Origin of the sequence: Zhongshania aliphaticivorans (genome assembly GCF_902705875.1) — a bacterium.
Taxonomy (GTDB): Bacteria; Pseudomonadota; Gammaproteobacteria; order Pseudomonadales; family Spongiibacteraceae; genus Spongiibacter; species Spongiibacter aliphaticivorans_A.
The window spans coordinates 759,266-776,727 of sequence record NZ_CACSIK010000001.1; the positions used below are offsets into that span (position 1 = coordinate 759,266).

General features: G+C 48.4%; 15 protein-coding genes. 12 read left to right on the top strand and 3 right to left on the bottom strand.

The window, feature by feature from the left end; genetic code table 11:
• Window positions 1–8 precede the first annotated feature (8 nt).
• From AELLOGFF_RS03550 to AELLOGFF_RS03590, 9 genes are all read left to right on the top strand, one after another.
• Complete coding sequence (locus AELLOGFF_RS03550; RefSeq protein WP_159267378.1) at window positions 9–761, top strand: hypothetical protein; 753 nt, start codon at window positions 9–11, stop codon at window positions 759–761.
• A gap of 23 nt (window positions 762–784) precedes the next feature.
• Window positions 785–2,053, top strand: coding sequence for an acyl-CoA dehydrogenase family protein (locus AELLOGFF_RS03555; protein WP_235035502.1), 1,269 nt, complete (start codon window positions 785–787; stop codon window positions 2,051–2,053).
• A 4-nt stretch (window positions 2,054–2,057) separates the two neighbouring features.
• A complete protein-coding gene (locus AELLOGFF_RS03560; RefSeq protein WP_159267379.1) occupies window positions 2,058–3,488 on the top strand; it encodes an aldehyde dehydrogenase family protein in 1,431 nt (476 codons plus the stop codon).
• Window positions 3,485–4,939, top strand: a complete 1,455-nt coding sequence (locus tag AELLOGFF_RS03565; RefSeq protein ID WP_159267380.1) for an aldehyde dehydrogenase family protein — start codon at window positions 3,485–3,487, stop codon at window positions 4,937–4,939. Before AELLOGFF_RS03560 ends, AELLOGFF_RS03565 begins: the two co-directional genes overlap by 4 nt.
• Window positions 4,936–5,784 carry an alpha/beta fold hydrolase gene (locus AELLOGFF_RS03570; protein ID WP_159267381.1) on the top strand — a complete coding sequence of 283 codons (849 nt, stop codon included), beginning with the start codon at window positions 4,936–4,938 and terminating at the stop codon, window positions 5,782–5,784. The genes AELLOGFF_RS03565 and AELLOGFF_RS03570 overlap by 4 nt, the downstream gene beginning before the upstream one ends.
• Window positions 5,774–6,361, top strand: coding sequence for an isochorismatase family protein (locus AELLOGFF_RS03575; protein ID WP_159267382.1), 588 nt, complete (start codon window positions 5,774–5,776; stop codon window positions 6,359–6,361). The genes AELLOGFF_RS03570 and AELLOGFF_RS03575 overlap by 11 nt, the downstream gene beginning before the upstream one ends.
• A 27-nt stretch (window positions 6,362–6,388) precedes the next feature.
• Window positions 6,389–7,183: a GntR family transcriptional regulator gene (locus tag AELLOGFF_RS03580; protein ID WP_159267383.1), complete on the top strand. Its 795-nt coding sequence runs from the start codon at window positions 6,389–6,391 to the stop codon at window positions 7,181–7,183.
• Between the two features lie 35 nt (window positions 7,184–7,218).
• A complete protein-coding gene (locus AELLOGFF_RS03585; protein WP_159267384.1) occupies window positions 7,219–8,415 on the top strand; it encodes an FAD-dependent oxidoreductase in 1,197 nt (398 codons plus the stop codon).
• Window positions 8,416–8,570: 155 nt separating this feature from the next.
• Window positions 8,571–9,761, top strand: coding sequence for an MFS transporter (locus AELLOGFF_RS03590; protein ID WP_159267385.1), 1,191 nt, complete (start codon window positions 8,571–8,573; stop codon window positions 9,759–9,761).
• Window positions 9,762–9,905: 144 nt separating this feature from the next.
• Here AELLOGFF_RS03590 and AELLOGFF_RS03595 read toward each other — a convergent pair whose 3' ends face one another.
• Window positions 9,906–10,880: a GlxA family transcriptional regulator gene (locus AELLOGFF_RS03595; RefSeq protein ID WP_159267386.1), complete on the bottom strand. Its 975-nt coding sequence runs from the start codon at window positions 10,878–10,880 to the stop codon at window positions 9,906–9,908.
• 243 nt (window positions 10,881–11,123) lie between these two features.
• Here AELLOGFF_RS03595 and AELLOGFF_RS03600 point away from each other — a divergent pair, with 243 nt between their 5' ends.
• The gene (locus AELLOGFF_RS03600) at window positions 11,124–12,302 is read left to right on the top strand and encodes an acyl-CoA dehydrogenase family protein (RefSeq protein WP_159267387.1); all 1,179 of its coding nucleotides are present in this window, start codon (window positions 11,124–11,126) and stop codon (window positions 12,300–12,302) included.
• Between the two features lie 26 nt (window positions 12,303–12,328).
• Complete coding sequence (locus AELLOGFF_RS03605; protein WP_159267388.1) at window positions 12,329–13,459, top strand: acyl-CoA dehydrogenase family protein; 1,131 nt, start codon at window positions 12,329–12,331, stop codon at window positions 13,457–13,459.
• A gap of 174 nt (window positions 13,460–13,633) precedes the next feature.
• Here AELLOGFF_RS03605 and AELLOGFF_RS03610 read toward each other — a convergent pair whose 3' ends face one another.
• Window positions 13,634–15,166: an acyl-CoA synthetase gene (locus AELLOGFF_RS03610; RefSeq protein ID WP_159267389.1), complete on the bottom strand. Its 1,533-nt coding sequence runs from the start codon at window positions 15,164–15,166 to the stop codon at window positions 13,634–13,636.
• Window positions 15,167–15,205: 39 nt separating this feature from the next.
• Window positions 15,206–15,958, bottom strand: a complete 753-nt coding sequence (locus tag AELLOGFF_RS03615) for an enoyl-CoA hydratase/isomerase family protein (RefSeq protein ID WP_159267390.1) — start codon at window positions 15,956–15,958, stop codon at window positions 15,206–15,208.
• Between the two features lie 432 nt (window positions 15,959–16,390).
• On the opposite strand from AELLOGFF_RS03615, the gene AELLOGFF_RS03620 reads away from it, so the two are divergent.
• Complete coding sequence (locus AELLOGFF_RS03620) at window positions 16,391–17,401, top strand: AraC family transcriptional regulator (protein WP_159267391.1); 1,011 nt, start codon at window positions 16,391–16,393, stop codon at window positions 17,399–17,401.
• Window positions 17,402–17,462: the final 61 nt, after the last annotated feature.

A 17,462-nucleotide genomic window follows, 5' to 3' on the forward strand; every position in this document is an offset into this window, starting at 1 on the left:
ATAAAATAATGAGTGAAGCGCTGTCTTTACCAAAAGCTCTACATGAAAAAGTACTTAATACGATTGTTGATAAATTCTCGCTAACAGAGGAGCTGTCAGCAGACGGTGAGGCTTTTTTACCGCTGTTTAGTCAGCTCCCTATGCACCAAGGTTCTGTGGGGTATATGCGAAAATTTACCGGCAATCCCTTATTTCAGGTGGTCACATCCAGCATTGTAGTGCCGGCTTTACAGTTAGATTCTCACATGGTGTTTGCCTTTACGCCGTCTGACTCTGCGGTTCCACACTTTACGGTGGATTCGGTTTGCGCTGGTGAGCATCACGCCTTTCATTTGGATTTAATTCCCCGTATGGACCTTGGTTCGCAGCTGACTTATATGAACGAAGTGTTTCTGCCCTTAACTGAAAGTTGGGAGCGTGGCTCGTCGATAGAAGGGCTTAGCAGGGCGCATTTATCACCGCGTCAGCTCGGCATTATGTCGCCGTGGATGTTGGCTAATCGCGCTACTGAGTCAGCGTTTGAAGAAATTACCGCAGTGGTTGATGACTATCTTGAGCACTGGTTTTCGCTGCTTGAAAAAGGGGTGTCGGCTGAAGCCCTTAATGGTGTAACAAGCGAGGAGTTAATTGCGCGTGATGCTCGCAATAAGTTTGCGATTTTTAACGCTGATGTCGATCCCGTATGGCAGCGCATTGCACCTTTGGTGGGTGAAGAAGCCGCGAGCAAACAAATTGAAACCTTGCGCGCTATTAGCGGCTAAATTTAGGTGTTATGGAGAGTGCTGTGAGCAAACTGATTAGTGAATTATTAATTGAAGACATGACCCCAGCAGAGCGCGAACGCGCTGAGCGGGTTGAGTCTATTTTACCCGTGCTGGCCGAGCGCGCTGTCAAAACCGATAAAGAAGGTCGTTTTGATCCCGATAACGTCAGGTTATTAGGCGAAGCTGGATTACTGGGTCTAATGGTGCCAACCCAATATGGCGGTCTTGGTGGCGGTCTGCGTGATTGGGCCGCAGCTTGTTTTGCCATTGGCAGTGTTTGTCCCTCTACTGGCTTGGCGTACTTCTTTCACAATACCTCGGCATCGCGGGGCACCTTGGCGCTGGCTGCTTTGGAAGAAGGTTTGTTTTCAGAGGAAGAAGCACCTGCAGTGCGGGCGTTTGCAGAAAAAGTACTCTATACCATGGGGCGTGATCGCAAATGGTTGGCTAACTATGCAAGTGAATCTGTTAAGTCAGAACACTCAGCTATTACCATCACCACTGAAGCTCATAAAGTTGATGGTGGCTGGGAGCTAAACGGGGTTAAATCCTTTGGCTGTGCTACAGGGATAGCGGATCAGTATTTGGTGACGGCGGGCTTAAAGGGCATGACGGATGCCAGCGCGCTATGTACTTTCTTTGTTGACCGTGATGCGCCGGGAACACGAGGCCGCATTGAATGGGATGCCATGGGCATGCGCGGCACCGCGACAGAAGGCTTGGTGCTAGAAAAAGTTTTTGTACCGGATGATTCCGCTTTAGCAATTCCCGGTGCCTTTGCCAAAAGCTGCCAAATGAGTCGCTCTAGCTTTGTGGGTAATCAAGTGGCCGCGTCGGTTATTTATCTTGGCGCTGCGGTTTCTGTTTACCAAACCGCGATCAAAATGTTAAAGGAAAAAACTTTTGTCGACACCGGCAAGCCACTAGGTAGCGGACCGTTTCAGTCGCAGTTTGTGGGTGATATGTACGCCGATTTACAAACAGCTCTGTTGTGGGCGCGTCGCCAAGTGCATATTGAAAGCTGTGATCCACCTATTGTTTCTAAAGACGAGGTGGTTACTTTCTGGCGAACCTGTAAAGGCCAAATAGCCGAGTACAGTTTTAATGTTGGGGTTACGGCGCTAAAAGCAGCGGGTACATCGGGTACTATGTTTAGTACACCGTACTCACGCGCATTACGCGATTTGGCAATGGGCTTGGTGCAGGCCTTTCCCGCCGAGCGTGGCCGCTTAGAAGCGGCGAAATTAATCATTGAAGGACGTGAACAGAACTCCTTTGGAAAAGGCTGATTTGATGTTGCAAAATATTATTGACGGCGCCAAGTCAGAGCCAAATAAACTATTGCCAAGCTGGGTGTGTAATGCGAGTACTGCTGAGCCTCTTTTTCAGCAACGCAGTGCTGATGTCGCGCAAATTGACAAGGCGATTGTCGTTGCCGAAAAGGTTCATCAAAGTGGCGTATGGGCAAACTTGGCTCCCGCTGCGCGAGCGGCAATATTGGATGACGCCGCCAATGCACTTGAAGCCCAGAGCGCAAAAATTGCCGAGGCGGACGCACTCAGCACCGGCGCGATTCTAAAATTTACCAGCGTGGTGGCAAGTATTTGCCCCATGGCATTTCGTTCTGCGGCGAACTTATTACGTAATTTGGCAGATCAACAAAATCCGGCATTAGCTGGCCCCCATGGCGAGTTGCAAATAGAGCGTTTAGCACTTGGCCCTGCTGCGATTATTGCACCCTGGAATGCACCTTCTGGGATTGCCTGCCATAAAATTGCCTCTGCGCTAGCAGCAGGTTGCCCCGTGATTGTTAAACCCTCTGAGTGGGCACCGCTATCGGCACAATACATTGTTGAGGCTTTGTTGGAGGTTGGCTTTCCTGCGGGCTTGATTCAGTTACTTCACGGTGATGCAGAAGTAGGAGCGGCATTGGTATCTGATTCGCGTATAGCGGCGGTGTCATTTACGGGTGGCTTGGCCGGCGGTCGCGCCGTTGCCGCTGCCTGCGGCCAAGATATTAAACCTGCTCAGCTAGAACTCGGTGGTAATAATGCCCTTGTGGTGTTGGCAGATGCCGATATTGACGCGAGCTGCGATGCAGTAGTGCAGGGCATGGTGACGCTTAATGGTCAGTGGTGCAGAGCCTTGGGCCGCTTACTTATTCATAGCTCATTGGCAGAGCAAGTTATCAGTGGCGTGATGAGCAGATTGGAAGCCCTGCGTATTGGCAGTGCTGTAGATTCAAATAGCGATATGGGGCCTTTGGTACACGCCAAGCATCTTGAACATATCGAATCGACAGTGGCCGCATATAAAGCCTTGGGTGCTGAGGTATTGCAAAGCACACCTCTACCCAGCTTAAGCGGATATTACTTTGCGCCGGCATTAATTACCGGTTTGTCGCCAGAGCAAACCCGCAATGAAACCTTTGGCCCGGTTGCAACAGTACACACATTTAGTGACGACGAAGAGGCGGTTGCCTTAGCAAACGGTACGCCGTTTGGTTTGGCGGGATATGTGTTTGGTGAAGAACAACACTGCTGGGCGGTGGCTAACCGTATGCGCACGGGAATTGTAAAAATTAATGCGGTCACCATGATGAATTTGAATCCGCTAGCGCCTCGTCCTGCTTGGGGATTAAGTGGTTTAGGTGACGAAGGGGTTAGTGAAAGTTTTGAATTTTTCCGTGGTAGCCGAGTAATTGGTGTAGGGGCGCGGCCATGAATCAGTACGCAAATAAACGCCACGGCTTATTGATTGGCGGACAAGAATTACCTGCTGTGGGTGAAGATTGGTTTGAAGTACTGTCGCCCTTAGATGAAAAGCCCTTTGCGACAGTGGCCAGTGCCGGTGAGCAAGATGTCGATCTTGCCGTAGAGACAGCGGTAAAAGGTGCCGAGCAATGGGCAGCATTGGCGCCCAAAGAGCGTGAGGCGATTCTGCTGCAAGCTGCGCATATTATGCAGAGTGAAGGCGAAAGCCGGTATTTAGATTTATTAATTCGCGAAAGCGGATCTTCAATTACCAAAGCGCGTTTTGAAATCCAATATACCGTGGATTTATTGCGAACCGCTGCCGGTGAAGTGCGGCGTTTATATGGCGACACTTTTCCAAATGATCGGCCGGATAGAATGTCGATGGTTTTCCGCGAGCCCTTGGGTGTGGTCGCGGTGGTGTCGCCCTACAACGCGCCATTAGCTTTGCTATGTAAGATGGTGGCTTTTCCGTTGGCGGCGGGTAATAGCGTTGTGATAAAGCCATCTGAAGAAACCCCCATTATTGCCTTGGCCTTTGCGCGTTTATTGATTGAGGCGGGGCTACCCGCAGAGGCGATAAATGTATTGCCGGGCTTTGGTGTGCAGTGTGGTTCGCCGTTGGTGAATCATCGCAAGGTGGATGGTATTGCGCTTACCGGTTCTACGCAGACCGGAAAATTAATTGGCGCAGCGGCGATGCAGAGAATGGTGCCGGCCCAATTAGAGTTAGGTGGCAAAAGTGCCTTGCTGGTGCTGCGAGATGTTGATCCAGAAAAAGCGGCGGCAATAGCTGTTGCCGGAATGTTTAATCACGGCGGCCAAATTTGCATGGCCAACTCGCGAATTGTTGTTGAACAACCAGTTTACGAGGCGTTTTGTACAGCAATAAAACGCGAAGCAGAGGCCTTAAAAATTGGCGATGTGTATAGCGCTGAATGTGCTTACGGCCCACTGATTAACCGCCGTGCGGTTGAAAAAATTCAAGCTCACCAAACCGATGCTTTAGAAAGAGGAGCAAGTTTGCTCTGCGGTGGCCGCAATATCAGTGGCTTAGTTTATGAACCGACCTTGTTATTAAACCCACCCTTGGATGCAAGTATTTGGCGTGAAGAAAGTTTTGGTCCGCTGGCAAGTATTGTGGTTGCCAGCGACTTAGACGAAGCAATCACACTGGCCAATGACAGTGATTATGGTTTGTCTGCTGCTGTGCTCACCCACAATATTAAGTGGGGCTTTAAGGCCGCTCGCAAGATTAAAGCGGGAGCGGTGCACATTGGCATGCATTCTTTTCAGAGCAATGCTTTGGCGCCAGTGGGTGGCAGTGGTTATTCCGGTGTGGGCCGCAGCGGAGGTAAATTTAGTACAGAAGAATTTACCGAACTGAAGTGGGTGAGCCTTGAATTGGGTGATTCACTTTGAACCCATCTGTCATTCGTCGTGGCTATGCCAATTTGGACAGTGGTCAGCTGCACTTTAGGGAAGCAGGTAATCCAGAGAAACCGACCCTGTTATTGCTACATCAAGCGCCGAGTAGTGGTGAGATGTACGAAAAAATGATGGTGGAGCTTGCTTCCGAATTCCACTTGCTGGCTCCCGATTTACCGGGGTTTGGTCAAAGTGATGGCTTAGGCAATGCACCCATTGATGGCGATACCATTACGAGCTGGGCTGATGTTATTGCAGGTTTTTGCGCAGAATTTACGAGCTCGATAATTGGTGTTTTTGGTCATCATACCGGGGCAACCGTAGCCACTGAGTTACTGTATCGTCACCCGCAATTCAATGCGCGGCTGATGCTTTCTGGCCCGACGTTATTAAATAAAATGTTGAAAGAAATTTTGCCGGAAAAAGCGAGAGCTTTTCCGGAAACAAAAGATGGTTTGCATCTATTGGGCATGTGGCAGCGAATGGCCCAGAAGGACTTTGCGGCGCCGCTGGATATTGTGCTGCGAGAAACATCGCTAGGACTGGCGATGGGTAGCCGCTATCCCGATGCCTATCAAGCCGTTATCGAACATGATTACAGAAAGGCAATTAGCGCGATTAGGCAGCCTGTGCTGATGTTTGCAGGCACCGCAGACCCGCTGTACAGCGTATTAGATGAGGCATTTGAGTGTGTGCAACAAGGTGTAAAAACTGAGATTGCCGCGGGTACAAGTTGGGTTTGCGATCTAAATCCAAATGCAGTCTGCCAACTAATACGTCGTTTTATGGTGGCTGAGGTGGCAGAGGGAAGTAAAGTGGAGTGGTGCAGTGAATCTTGAGCGAAGCAGTATTGGTATTGTTGGACGGCCAGCGCTTGTGCTTGTTGACATGATTAACGGCTTTACGAGTTCTGCGTGTCCTCTGGGTACAGATTGCCCCGACGTAGTGGCAGCTAATGCGGTGTTATTAAAGGCTTTTAGAGAGCGTGGCTTGCCGGTGGTTTTCACGACGGTGGTGTATCACAACGATCAGCAAGCCAAGGTATTTAGAAGCAGAATTCCTGCCTTAAATTGCTTAACGCCAGACTCTAATTGGGTGCAAATCGATCCAGCATTGGCGCCCATTGAAAATGAAAGAATTTTTGAAAAACAGTGGGCCAGCTCTTTTTTTGGGACTGAGTTACATGAACATCTCAGCCAGTTAGGGGTTAGTTCTTTGGTCGTTACTGGTTTAACCACCAGCGGCTGCGTTAGGGCAACGGTGATTGACGGTCTGCAGCATGATTACGCAGTAGTGGTTGCGGAAGAGGCGGTAGGCGACCGTAATAACGACGCTCACGCAGCAAATTTGTTTGATATGCACGCAAAATATGCCGACGTAATGAAAATCGATGATGTGTTAAGGCAACTGCCGTAGAATGGCCCAAAGTCATTAGGAGGCGTTATGGACGCAGTAATTGAAAAGTTATTCAGTGAACATGACCTGAAGTCGTTACGGGGGGATACCCCGACACCGCTATACCATCAAACGTATATGCTGCTTAAAAACAAAATTTTAGATGGCTCGATTGCGTTTGGCGCAAAAATGCCAACAGAGCAGCACTTGGCAGAAGTGTTCGGCATTTCTCGAATCACCGCAAAAAGAGCGATGGACGAGTTAGCTGGCGAAGGTTTGGTTGATCGTCGGCGGGGCAAAGGCACCCATGTTACTTACCATTATAAACCCGAGGCGCTGAATGCTCCGCTGATGGGAATGTTGGAAAAGCTTGCCAACTTAGGGCGGCACACGCGGGTCAAAGTATTGGACTTGTCCGAGGTAACTCCCCCCGCGCTAATTGCCAAGCAGTTGGGGCTGGGTGCAGGACAAAAAGCATTCCGCTTGTTGCGCGTTCGGAGCAGTGATGAGGGCGAACCGTTTGCTTATTACGAAAGTTGGACGGCAGGGATAAAGCATGGCTTTACCCGTGAGAATCTTGAGTCAGCAGTACGTTTGGATGTTATTCGAGACAATGGCATCAAGCTGACAAAAGTAGAGCAAGACCTTAGTGCAATAGCAGTGAGTACTGATGTTGCCAGAGAGCTGGAAATGGAAGTCGGTGAACCGGCCCTTACCTTGTTGCGTCAGTCTTATAGTGAAGACGGTAGCTTGGTCGATATTCTCAGCTGTCAATATAACCCGCGCCGCTTTATTTATCGTATGAGTCTGGGCATAGATGAGTACATAGGTGAGCAGACGTGATAAATATCTGATGTTTATTGTTAACGGAAAATTTTATGAATCAGCCCATTGTTGTCGTTGGTGCAGGACCTGCCGGCTCGGCATTGACACTTTACCTTGCTCAACACAATGTTCCCGTTATTCTTCTAGAGCAGGCCGATCAACTGCCGGTTGATTTACGCGCGTCTACGTTTCATCCCCCGTCTTTAGAAATGTTAGATAGCCTCGGTGTTGCCGAGAAGATGATTGCCAAGGGTTTGATTGCTGATAAATATCAATACCGTGACCGCAAAAGCAATGATATTGCCGAGTTCAATATGAACTTGATTGCGGATGAAACAAAATTTCCATTCCGCTTGCAGTTAGAACAATATGAAATGACACGTATTGTTGGCGATATGTTGAAAGAATACCCCCATGTTGACGTACGTTTTGGCCACAAAGTAACGGCGTGTCGGCAAACCGATACTGGCGTGGTTGTAGAGATTGAAACCGCATCAGGCCACACTGAAATTGAAACACCACTATTAGTTGGCAGCGACGGCGCATCAAGCAATGTTCGCAAGGGAGCCGGTATCGGCTTTGGTGGTTTCACCTACGATGAAAAGTTTTTGGTGGTTAGCACCGAGTTTGCATTTGAAGATGTGTTTGATAATCTCGCCTGGGTTAATTATGTGTCAGACCCTGACGAGTGGTGTGTCATATTGCGAACCGAAAAATTATGGCGTGTTTTAATTCCTACCCAGCCAGGTGATAGCGATGAAAGTCTATTGTCTGATGCGTTTATTCAAGCGCGCTTAAAACACTTATACGATAAGGGTAGTGAATATCAGATTCACCACCGCACCTTATACAATGTTCATCAACGGGTATCAGAAACCTATTATAAAGGCCGCATTGCTTTGGTGGGGGATGCCTGTCATATCAATAACCCGCTTGGCGGAATGGGAATGAACGGTGGTCTTCACGATGCTTTTAATCTTGCTGAGCGCTTGGTGAAGATTGTTAAAACGGGTGCCGATGTCGCCACAGAGTTTGAGCAATACGATCGTCAGCGTCGCCAGCTGGCGGTAGATTTTGTGCAGAAGCATACAATCGAAAATAAAAAATTAATGGAATCTACAGACCCAGATATCCAGAGAAAACGGCAGGCTATGCTAATGGCATCGGCTTCTGATCCCAGCAAAGCTAAAGCATTTTTAATGGAACGCGCCATGATTAACTGCGTGCGTGAAAGCTTGGGTGTCGCCTAAATTTGCTATGGCGTAAAACGATACCCATTTCTAGTAGGTGAATAACGGTGGCGGCCGTTATTCACGCGCAACACTGATCTTTTATTTCCCTTATTTGTATTTGGTGACTTTTCCTTTTTCATCAACACGCAAGTTATTGTTGAGAAATTATCGCTATGTTTATTATTTTCTTTGTCATTGTCTTAGACCTGATTGGCTTTGGCATTATGATTCCCATTTTTCCCTATTTTGCACAAAGTCTTGGTGCGGGGGCGGGGCTTGCCACGGTGTTAATGGCAACGTACTCGGCGGCTTTGTTTGTGAGCACACCCTTGCTGGGCCGCTTGAGTGATTACTATGGTCGTAAACCAGTGCTATTGCTAAGTATGGCGGGAGCGGTATTAGCGTATTTAATGCTCGCGTCGGCCACAAGTCTGTGGATGATTGCCTTGGCACGGATTATTGGTGGTGGCATGGCGGGAAATATTGCTGCCGCACAAGCGTATATTACCGACATAACCAGTGCTGAGAATCGCGCTAAGGGAATGGGAATGGTGGGTGCCGCCTTTGGTATTGGTTTTATTATTGGTCCCGCATTGGGTAGCGCTTTAGCCGGTGACGATTTTGAAACCGCCAATTTTGTCTTGCCGGCCTTATTTTCTGCCTTTATGTCTGGATTGGCGTTTTTTGCTATTTTATTTTTTTTACCAGAAAGTTTGCCTAAAGAAAGTCGTCAAGTGCTGCGACAACAAGTTCGCCAGAGTCGTTTTGAAAGTATACGTAGCTTGGCCAGTAAGCCGGCCTTGATGGCGATGATTTCCTGTGCCTTGATTTATAATATTGGTGCAGGCTTAACGGAATCTTTATTTCCAATTTGGACCGCAGAACTGGGTGTTATTGATGGTCCGCGTGGGCTGATGCCAATCTTGCTTGGCAGTGGCATTGTGTTGGTCGCGATTCAGGGTGGTTTGATTGGCCCTTTAACCCGTCGTTTTGGTGAAATGGCGTTGCTGCGCGGTGGCGCGTGTGTTTATGCTGCAGGCCTCGTATTTATGGCTTGGTCAGGCGAGCAGGCAAGTGTACTTTTGGTCACCATTGCGATGATGGTTCAATCGGCTGGTGCCGCATGTGTGCTGACTAGCTCGCAAAGCCTAGCGTCGATGGCGGCAGAGCACACAGATCGCGGTATGGTCATGGGAATTTACTCTTCGGCAGGCACTTTGGGGCGTACCTTGGGCACGTTAGTTACTGGGAGTTTGTTTGCGTATGTTTATGTACACTCGTCGTATTTACTGGGTGCATGTATGAGTTTGTGTTTATTGTATTTGTCTAGAACAGCTGCGCCGATTATCGAGAAAAAAGCATAGTCACGATAACTTATGTTCTGAGCATATTTGTAGCGGAGCATTTTTTTTGCGTGCGCTAATCCCTCCTATATATTCAAGTTGTTAGGGTAGGTTTCTTAGGCTGAGTTCTTTGAGCCTATTCTCTTTGTTCTAACAATGATGTGTTCAATTATGCCGTCGAAACCGTTCACGGTACTGCCGCGGGCTGGCACCAGTCAGTTGTTTGAACACTTTGGAGAAGTGACTAAAATTTTGGTAGCCGACACCCATGCTCACCGTTTTGATGTTGTCATTGGTGTTTACCAGTTTGTGCTTGGCAGATTCCACCCGCAAACGCTGCAGATACTGGGCCGGCTTTTCACCGGTCGCTTTCTGAAATCGGCGTAAGAAGGTGCTTTTACTCATGCCGGATTGTGTGGCGAGTTGATGAAATTCAACGGGGTCATTGAAGTGCTCATCGAGCCAGTCTTGCACTCGGTATATGCCGCTGTCATGGTGCTGTCGAAAGCCCGCCATATTGAATAATGTTAGGTCATAGCTTCGGCGAGTGTCGCATGTCATATCGGCAGCAACGCCGCTTGCGAGTTTTGGCCCGCAAAATTTGCTGATCAGATGGACCACTAAATCAATTGCAGCGTTAGGCCCGTTAGAGCTGAAGATATCGCCGTCTTCCACCAGACCTTGTTTCTCTATCCAGACCACCTCTGGATAACGTTTTCTTAATTCCGGTAATTGACGCCAAAATGCCGTTGCCCGCAAGCTGTTCAGCAAGCCCGCTTCTGCGGCCCACAGTACACCGCTGTTGATACTGGCAATGCTTGCTCCGCTCTGGCGCTGGCGTAGTAACCACGACACGATAATATCTGGGTTCTGGTTAACCGTGTGTTCGAGCCTGTCCCAGTAGTGAGGTAAAATAATGCAGTCAAAGCAGTCGCTATCTGCCATGCTCATGTCGCCATAGATGGGCTGGCCGCTGTAGCTTGTGATGGCTTGCGCTTCGGGTGTCACTATATTCCAGCTGAACACTTTCTTTATATTGCGTAAGTTAGCACTCTGTAGCATATCTAGCGTGTTATAGATTGCTGAGCTCCAGGCGCCTTCGTAGGCGACTAGGGCCACCCGCCATTCTAATTTTTCCATATATTACTCAATGAGACCGAGAATACGGTGACCCTCGGGATGGGCAGTGGCCGCGCAGCTGATGTGGTTTGCCATGTTTATATGCCTATTTATTAATTTTGACTCGCCGCTATTACTGCACAGCATACGAGCTACTCAGGATAAGGTGAAGCTTTAACAACAGAAAATGACGTTTTAGCGCGAGGAAAAATAGTCCACAAAGGCCTAAACTTCCATCACGTTAACAGGCATGGGCCGACCACTATGAATTTATCTTTTTCAGATGAAGATCTTCGATTCCGCGATGAAGTGCGTGATTTTTTCAAAACCAACTTTACCTCGGAGCTTGCAGCCCGTATTCGTGAGCCGGCTACCCTCCGCGAGGCCACGGTAGAGTGGCAGAAAATTCTGGCCAAAAAGGGCTGGGTAGCGCCAAATTGGCCGGTTGAGCACGGTGGCACTAACTGGAGTGTCGCTGAGGAATACCTTTACGAAGTGGAGCGCGCCAACGCTGGGGCGCCTGACCCGGTGCCGTTTGGTTTAAAGATGGTCGCACAGGTCATTATTGCCTACGGTAACGATGAGCAAAAGCAGCGGTTTTTGCCCCGTATCTACAACAGTGACGACTGGTGGTGTCAGGGCTATTCTGAGCCTGGTTCTGGCTCTGATCTCGCCTCCTTAAAGACACGCGCGGTATTAGAGGGCGATGAATACGTTGTTAATGGCGCTAAAACCTGGACGACATACGCCCAGTACGCTGATTGGATCTTTTGTCTGGTGCGTACCAGCAGCGATGAGGTGAAACAGCGTGGTATTAGCTTTTTACTGATCGATATAAAATCGCCTGGCATTACCGTTAAAAAAATCGAATCCATTGACGGTAATCACTCATTGAACGAAGTGATTTTCGATAATGTGCGGGTGCCGGTCGCTAACCGGATCGGGGAGCAGGATAAAGGCTGGACCTATGCTAAAGCCCTGCTGGCCCATGAGCGCACAGCGATTGCGGGCGTCGGGGTGTCTAAATTCCAACTCTCCGAGCTGAAAGAAATTGCGCGCAATGAAATCAGCGGCGGCAAGCCATTGCTAGAAGACGCGATGATCCAGCACCGTTTTGCCGACATTGAAATTGAGCTAATGGCGCTAGAATTTACCGAGTTGCGGGTGTTGGCGACGCTTTCTGGCGGCGGTTCCCCCGGGCCGGAGTCCTCGCTACTAAAAATAAAAGGTACGCAAATTCAGCAAGCTATTCAGCAACTGCGCATGGATCTTGCCGGGTATTACAGTGGCGTATTGACGGGGGAGCTAAGCGCTTCGGATATCGGGCATTCCTTTGGCGATAAAGCGCGGCAGGAGTATATGTACGGTCGTGCCAGTACGATATATGGCGGCTCAAACGAAATTCAAAAGAACATTACTGCCAAAGCCGTTCTTGGCCTGTAACGGCAACTATCCTCCGGAGACATACTATGAATTTTAACCTGTCTGACGAACAAAATATGGTCAAGGATAGCCTTGCACGCTTTGTGGCTGATAATTACGACCAGGTAGCTCGGAATAGCGCGGTAGCGAACGAGCAGGGGTTTAGTCCCGATAATTGGCAAACCTTTGCCGAGCTCGGTTGGTTGTCTATGGCCTTTGACGAAGACATGGGCGGTTTCGGTGGTACAGCCACTGACGTCATGGTGGTAATGGAAGAGCTGGGCAAAGGCTTGGTGGCCGAACCCTATCTTGCCACTGTGTTGTTGTTTGGTGGCCTGCTGGCGGAGAGCGGAAAAGGTGACTTACAACAAGAGCTCATTGGGCGTCTTATCGAAGGCCAATTGCAGGGCGCTTTTGCCTATCTTGAGCGCCAAAGTCGATTTGAAATCACTGATATCTGTACCACTGCCCAAGAGAGCAGTGACGGCTTCACCCTGAATGGTGAGAAGACCGTGGTGTTTAATGGCGCGGTAGCGGACAAGTTCATTGTCACGGCGAGAACAGCCGGCGATCAGTGCGACGAGGAGGGCATTAGCCTGTTCTTGGTCGATGCAGATGCTGCCGGCATCAGTAAAACCGCCTATCGGCTGATGGATGGCCAGCTAGTGTGCAATATCCGCTTGGACAATGTTCAAGTCGGAAAAGCCGCGCTGCTGGGTGAGCAGCACAAGGGCTACGATGTAATGCAACCGGTCATTCAGCGTGCCATGATTGCCCTGAGCGCCGAGGCGCTGGGTATTATGGAGAAACTCACGGCAACGACGGTTGAATACAGCAAAACCAGAAAGCAGTTTGGCGTTGCTATTGGTAGCTTCCAGGTCTTGCAGCATCGGATGGTCGATATGTTTATTGCCGCCGAGCAAACCAAGTCGCTGCTTTACCGCGCGGTGTGCTCTAGCGATGCAGAAAGCTCAGAAGCCGAGAAAGATGTTATCGCCTTGAAGGTCATGACTGGCCGGTCAGGCAAACTCGTTGGCGGTGAAGCCATACAGCTGCACGGTGGCATGGGTATGGCAGATGAGTTGGATGTGGGTCACTACGTTAAGCGGTTGATGATGATCAATACGACTTTTGGTGACGCAGATTACAATGAGCGCCGATTTTCTGCTCTAGGCTGAACCCCTTGGCTTGACCGGTGGCAGGCTGATCTGCCACCGTCTCGATTTGGGCGCGCTAGTGATTTTTGAAACCGCAAATTGCAGGTTTACATTTAACTCATAACCGATAACTGATAACAACGACATAGAAGCATTTACGCGTCTAACCTCTAATAGAATACCGAACTGTGGCTTTTACCCCGCTTTGTATTCCTCTGCCAACAAGCGTTTATAGAGTTTGCCATTTTCCATGCGCGGCAGTTTTTCTTGGAAGTCTAAAGAGCGGGGCATCTTTACATTGGAGATCCGTTGGCGCAGCCACGTCAGAATTTCTTGGGCGACCTCATTGTTGGCATCACGCCAATGCTCTGGCTGTATCACGGCTTTGACTTCTTCGCCGAACTCTTCGTTGGGAATACCAAAAACTGCCACATCGGCAACTCTTGGGTGCAGGGCTAGGGCATTCTCTATTTCTTGCGGGTAAATATTTACGCCACCTGAAATAATCATGAAGTTCTTTCGATCTGATAAGTAGAGAAAGCCTTCTTCATCGACAAAGCCAATATCGCCGACGCCGACCCAGCCTTTGTCGTTGTAAACCTCGGCATTTTTTCCTGGCGCGTTGAAATATTCAAATTTAATGGCCTTGGGGTCTTCGAAATACACCAGCCCAGTTTCACCGGAGGGAAGCTCATTACCGTCGTCATCGAGAATATGAAGAGTACAGTCCATCGCCTGACCCACTGAACCCTGGTGTGTTAACCAGCTGGCCGAGTCAATAAAGGTGAGGCCTACGGACTCACTTGAGGAGTAGTATTCCATGATGACTTCTCCCCACCAGTCGATCATTTGTTGTTTGACTTCTACAGGGCAAGGGGCTGCGGCATGCACTGCAAATAGCATAGAGCTGATATCGTAGCGATTGCGCACTTCAGCAGGTAGCTTGAGCATACGGATAAACATAATGGGTACCCACTGGCTGTGAGTGATTTTATGTTGTTCAATGAGTTGAAGTGCTTTTTCGGGGTCAAATTTCTCCATGATGACGCTGGTGCCACCTTGATACAGCGTCATCAAGTTGTAGTGTAGCGGGGCGGCGTGATAGAGCGGCGCGGGAGATAGGTATCGGGTATTTTCAGTAAATCCAAAAGCATCTGCCGCTTTTTCAACAAGTTTTGAGGGTGCGTTGATGTCTTCTGATGGTGGTGGCAAAAATATGCCCTTGGGCTTTCCGGTGGTACCCGAAGAGTACAGCATAGGTGTGCCGTGTCTTTGGTCGGCGATGGCTGTGGTCGGCATGGTGTTGATTAGCTTATCCCAAGAATCAAAGCCGGGCCTAGTGCCGTTAACCATAAGAAAATGTTTTATCTTGCTGCGATCTTGCGCTAACTGTTCTGCGACTTCTGATAGTGCCAGCGAACCAATAAAAAGGCTGGCCTTACAGTTTTCTAGAATGTAAGCCGCTTCGTCTTTTTTTAGGTGTGTGCTTATAGGCGTAAAGGTCAGGCCTGAGCGTTGAGCAGCCCAGCAGATTTCAAGAAATTGGCGGTTGTTTTCTAACATCATTCCAATGTGTGCGCCGGCCTGTAGCCCTAGTGAGCGAAATAGATGTGCACCTTGATTGGAGCGCTCATCGAGCTGGCGATAAGTAACGATATCTCCGGAGTTGGCCATGATGATGGCGGGCTTATCAGGATGGGTTTGTGCGCTAATACTGGGGTGTGGCATGGTTTTTTCCTGTTTTTATTTTAGCTGTGCTGTGTCGTTTTATTTTGATTTTCGCGCAAACGCATCAATTCGCGCTTGTACATCAGGGCCAGTGCCTTCGGTTTCGTAAACCTCCCACTGCAGGCCTTTGTCCAATGAGTCGCCATCGGTCGCTTCTAATAGGCGCTTATAGGCTGCCTGAGAGAATGCGGAATTTTCTAAAATCGTGTGGGCTAATTTCTCGATTTCTTCGTCAAAGCGGTCTAGTGGGTATACTGCTTCACATAGGCCAATACGAAGCGCTTCGTTGGCATCGATAATGGTAGATGTGAACATCAATCGTTTGGCGGTGGCTAAACCTACGCGCCGAGGTAGGCGCTGACTCATGCCCCAAATAGGGGTTAACGCCCATTTTGCATGGGTATCTGCGAGTCGTGCATTATCGGCTACCACGATAAAGTCAGCAGCCAGTGCCACTTCAAGTGCGCCGGTGTAACAGTGGCCGTGTACTGCGGCTATAACAGGCTTACTCATGCGCTCAAGCATGCGTAGGGTTTGAGATTCCCAGCCTGGCTCCGACGCTTGCTGATCAGCCAGTTCAGCGACTTCGCTGAGATCATGTCCGGCAGAGAAGCACTTCCCCGCCCCACGCAAAATTACGCAGCGAACGCCGGCATCGTCTTGGATATCAATAATATGCTGGCGCAACTCATTGAAAACAGCATGCCCCAGCGTGTTCAATTTCTCGGGGCGATTAAAAATAAGAGAGGTGATTCCGTCAACGTCGGTACGGATAACAAGAGGCTGGCTCATGGGCTTTCCTAAGTGTCTAGATGTATTGAGTATTTAGTTAATACGGGCGCTTTTCCTATGTTATCTGTTGGGATCTAATGCCGCAACATAATAAATGTTTGTTTAGTAAGATATTGTTTGGGTGTTTAATATTGTGTATGCTCTGGGCGTAGATTAATAAATAATCAATTCAAATAACAAATACAGTGTGGATTCAAAGGGGCCGGTAAGTTTTACCCGTGAATGGGCTATCGCCAAGTATTCTCAGCGATGGAGCAAGCTTGAAGTTTTGTCACTAGCACGAATGCTAAAATAAATTGTCAGTATAGCGCGATTACAGGTGGTTTCTTTGGGTGTTCGAGGTACATAGGGTGTACTGAGACAAATGCCCCACATTACTACTGAATTCATTGCTGATCTAAGCACTTTAGTGAGTTATTGAGGGTATCAATTATGCGTCATTCAATACGCCTTGCTAGTCAACAAATATCACTTCTTGAAAGTCTAAATTTAGATATTGAGCAATGCTGTCGTGGTACCGGTATATCGATAGACGATGTTATGGGTCATAGTGACAATATTGAAGCTGATAGCCTGAGGCATTTTTATCGCAACCTTGTTAGGGAGTATGGCGATATATTCTTGGGGGTTTTACTGGGTGATAATTTTTCAATTACCTACACAGGCTATCTTGGCTTGGCTCTTATGTCTGCACCTACTTATTACCATGCACGAAATATCGTAGTTGATCTCCCTCAGATTTTGGGGGGGGACTTAAATTGTAGTTTGCAGATAACAAAAACAGAGTTTGCGGTTAAAATTTGCGGCACAAGAAGCGGTGAAAATGATTTGTTTGATTTTATGAGTAACGTTTGTCTTGCGGCAAGCCATAAGATTTTTCGAGAGCTCTGTGATTGTGATGTACTGGTCAAACATGTGTATTTCATGCATGGAGATGAAGATAAAGAAAATATTTATAGGGAGCATTTTAACTGCGACGTATCGTTTAATGCACCTTCTAATAAAATAGTTTTCCCTAAAAAATATTTACACATGCCTCTTCCTAGAGCCGACATTAATGTCTTCAAATTGATGGAGTTACAGTGCGCCAGCAGTGATCGGCGCTTATCCAAGCCTCGTGAATTCCGATATCAAGTTGAGGCCGTGCTCTCTTCGGTCGAGTGCGACTCGTGGAATGTGGAATATGTTTCTCGTCAATTGAATGTTTCTCCTCGAACTCTAAAAAGAAAGCTTGAGTCCGAAAATACGCGTTTTAGTGAAATTATTAATAAGGCGAGAGAGACCTCTGCAAAAAAATATTTATTGAGCTCTGACTGTAAGGTTGAATTTATTGCTCAGCGACTTGGCTATAGCAGCGCTGCAAGCTTTGGGTATGCATTCAAACGCTGGGTCGGATTTAGCCCAAGTGAGTTTCGGAGATTGAATGTGGAAAGTTTGGTCTGAAAACTAGCTGTAGGGCTATGCGAAAATATTAGCTTGATGTGTTCTCGGTCTGATAATAAAT

Coding starts and splice junctions, on each gene's coding strand:
- AELLOGFF_RS03550 (WP_159267378.1), top strand. CDS start 9: ATGAGTGAAGCGCTGTCTTTACCAAAAGCTCTACATGAAAAAGTACTT.
- AELLOGFF_RS03560 (WP_159267379.1), top strand. CDS start 2,058: ATGTTGCAAAATATTATTGACGGCGCCAAGTCAGAGCCAAATAAACTA.
- AELLOGFF_RS03565 (WP_159267380.1), top strand. CDS start 3,485: ATGAATCAGTACGCAAATAAACGCCACGGCTTATTGATTGGCGGACAA.
- AELLOGFF_RS03580 (WP_159267383.1), top strand. CDS start 6,389: ATGGACGCAGTAATTGAAAAGTTATTCAGTGAACATGACCTGAAGTCG.
- AELLOGFF_RS03585 (WP_159267384.1), top strand. CDS start 7,219: ATGAATCAGCCCATTGTTGTCGTTGGTGCAGGACCTGCCGGCTCGGCA.
- AELLOGFF_RS03590 (WP_159267385.1), top strand. CDS start 8,571: ATGTTTATTATTTTCTTTGTCATTGTCTTAGACCTGATTGGCTTTGGC.
- AELLOGFF_RS03595 (WP_159267386.1), bottom strand. CDS start 10,880: ATGGAAAAATTAGAATGGCGGGTGGCCCTAGTCGCCTACGAAGGCGCC.
- AELLOGFF_RS03600 (WP_159267387.1), top strand. CDS start 11,124: ATGAATTTATCTTTTTCAGATGAAGATCTTCGATTCCGCGATGAAGTG.
- AELLOGFF_RS03605 (WP_159267388.1), top strand. CDS start 12,329: ATGAATTTTAACCTGTCTGACGAACAAAATATGGTCAAGGATAGCCTT.
- AELLOGFF_RS03610 (WP_159267389.1), bottom strand. CDS start 15,166: ATGCCACACCCCAGTATTAGCGCACAAACCCATCCTGATAAGCCCGCC.
- AELLOGFF_RS03615 (WP_159267390.1), bottom strand. CDS start 15,958: ATGAGCCAGCCTCTTGTTATCCGTACCGACGTTGACGGAATCACCTCT.
- AELLOGFF_RS03620 (WP_159267391.1), top strand. CDS start 16,391: ATGCGTCATTCAATACGCCTTGCTAGTCAACAAATATCACTTCTTGAA.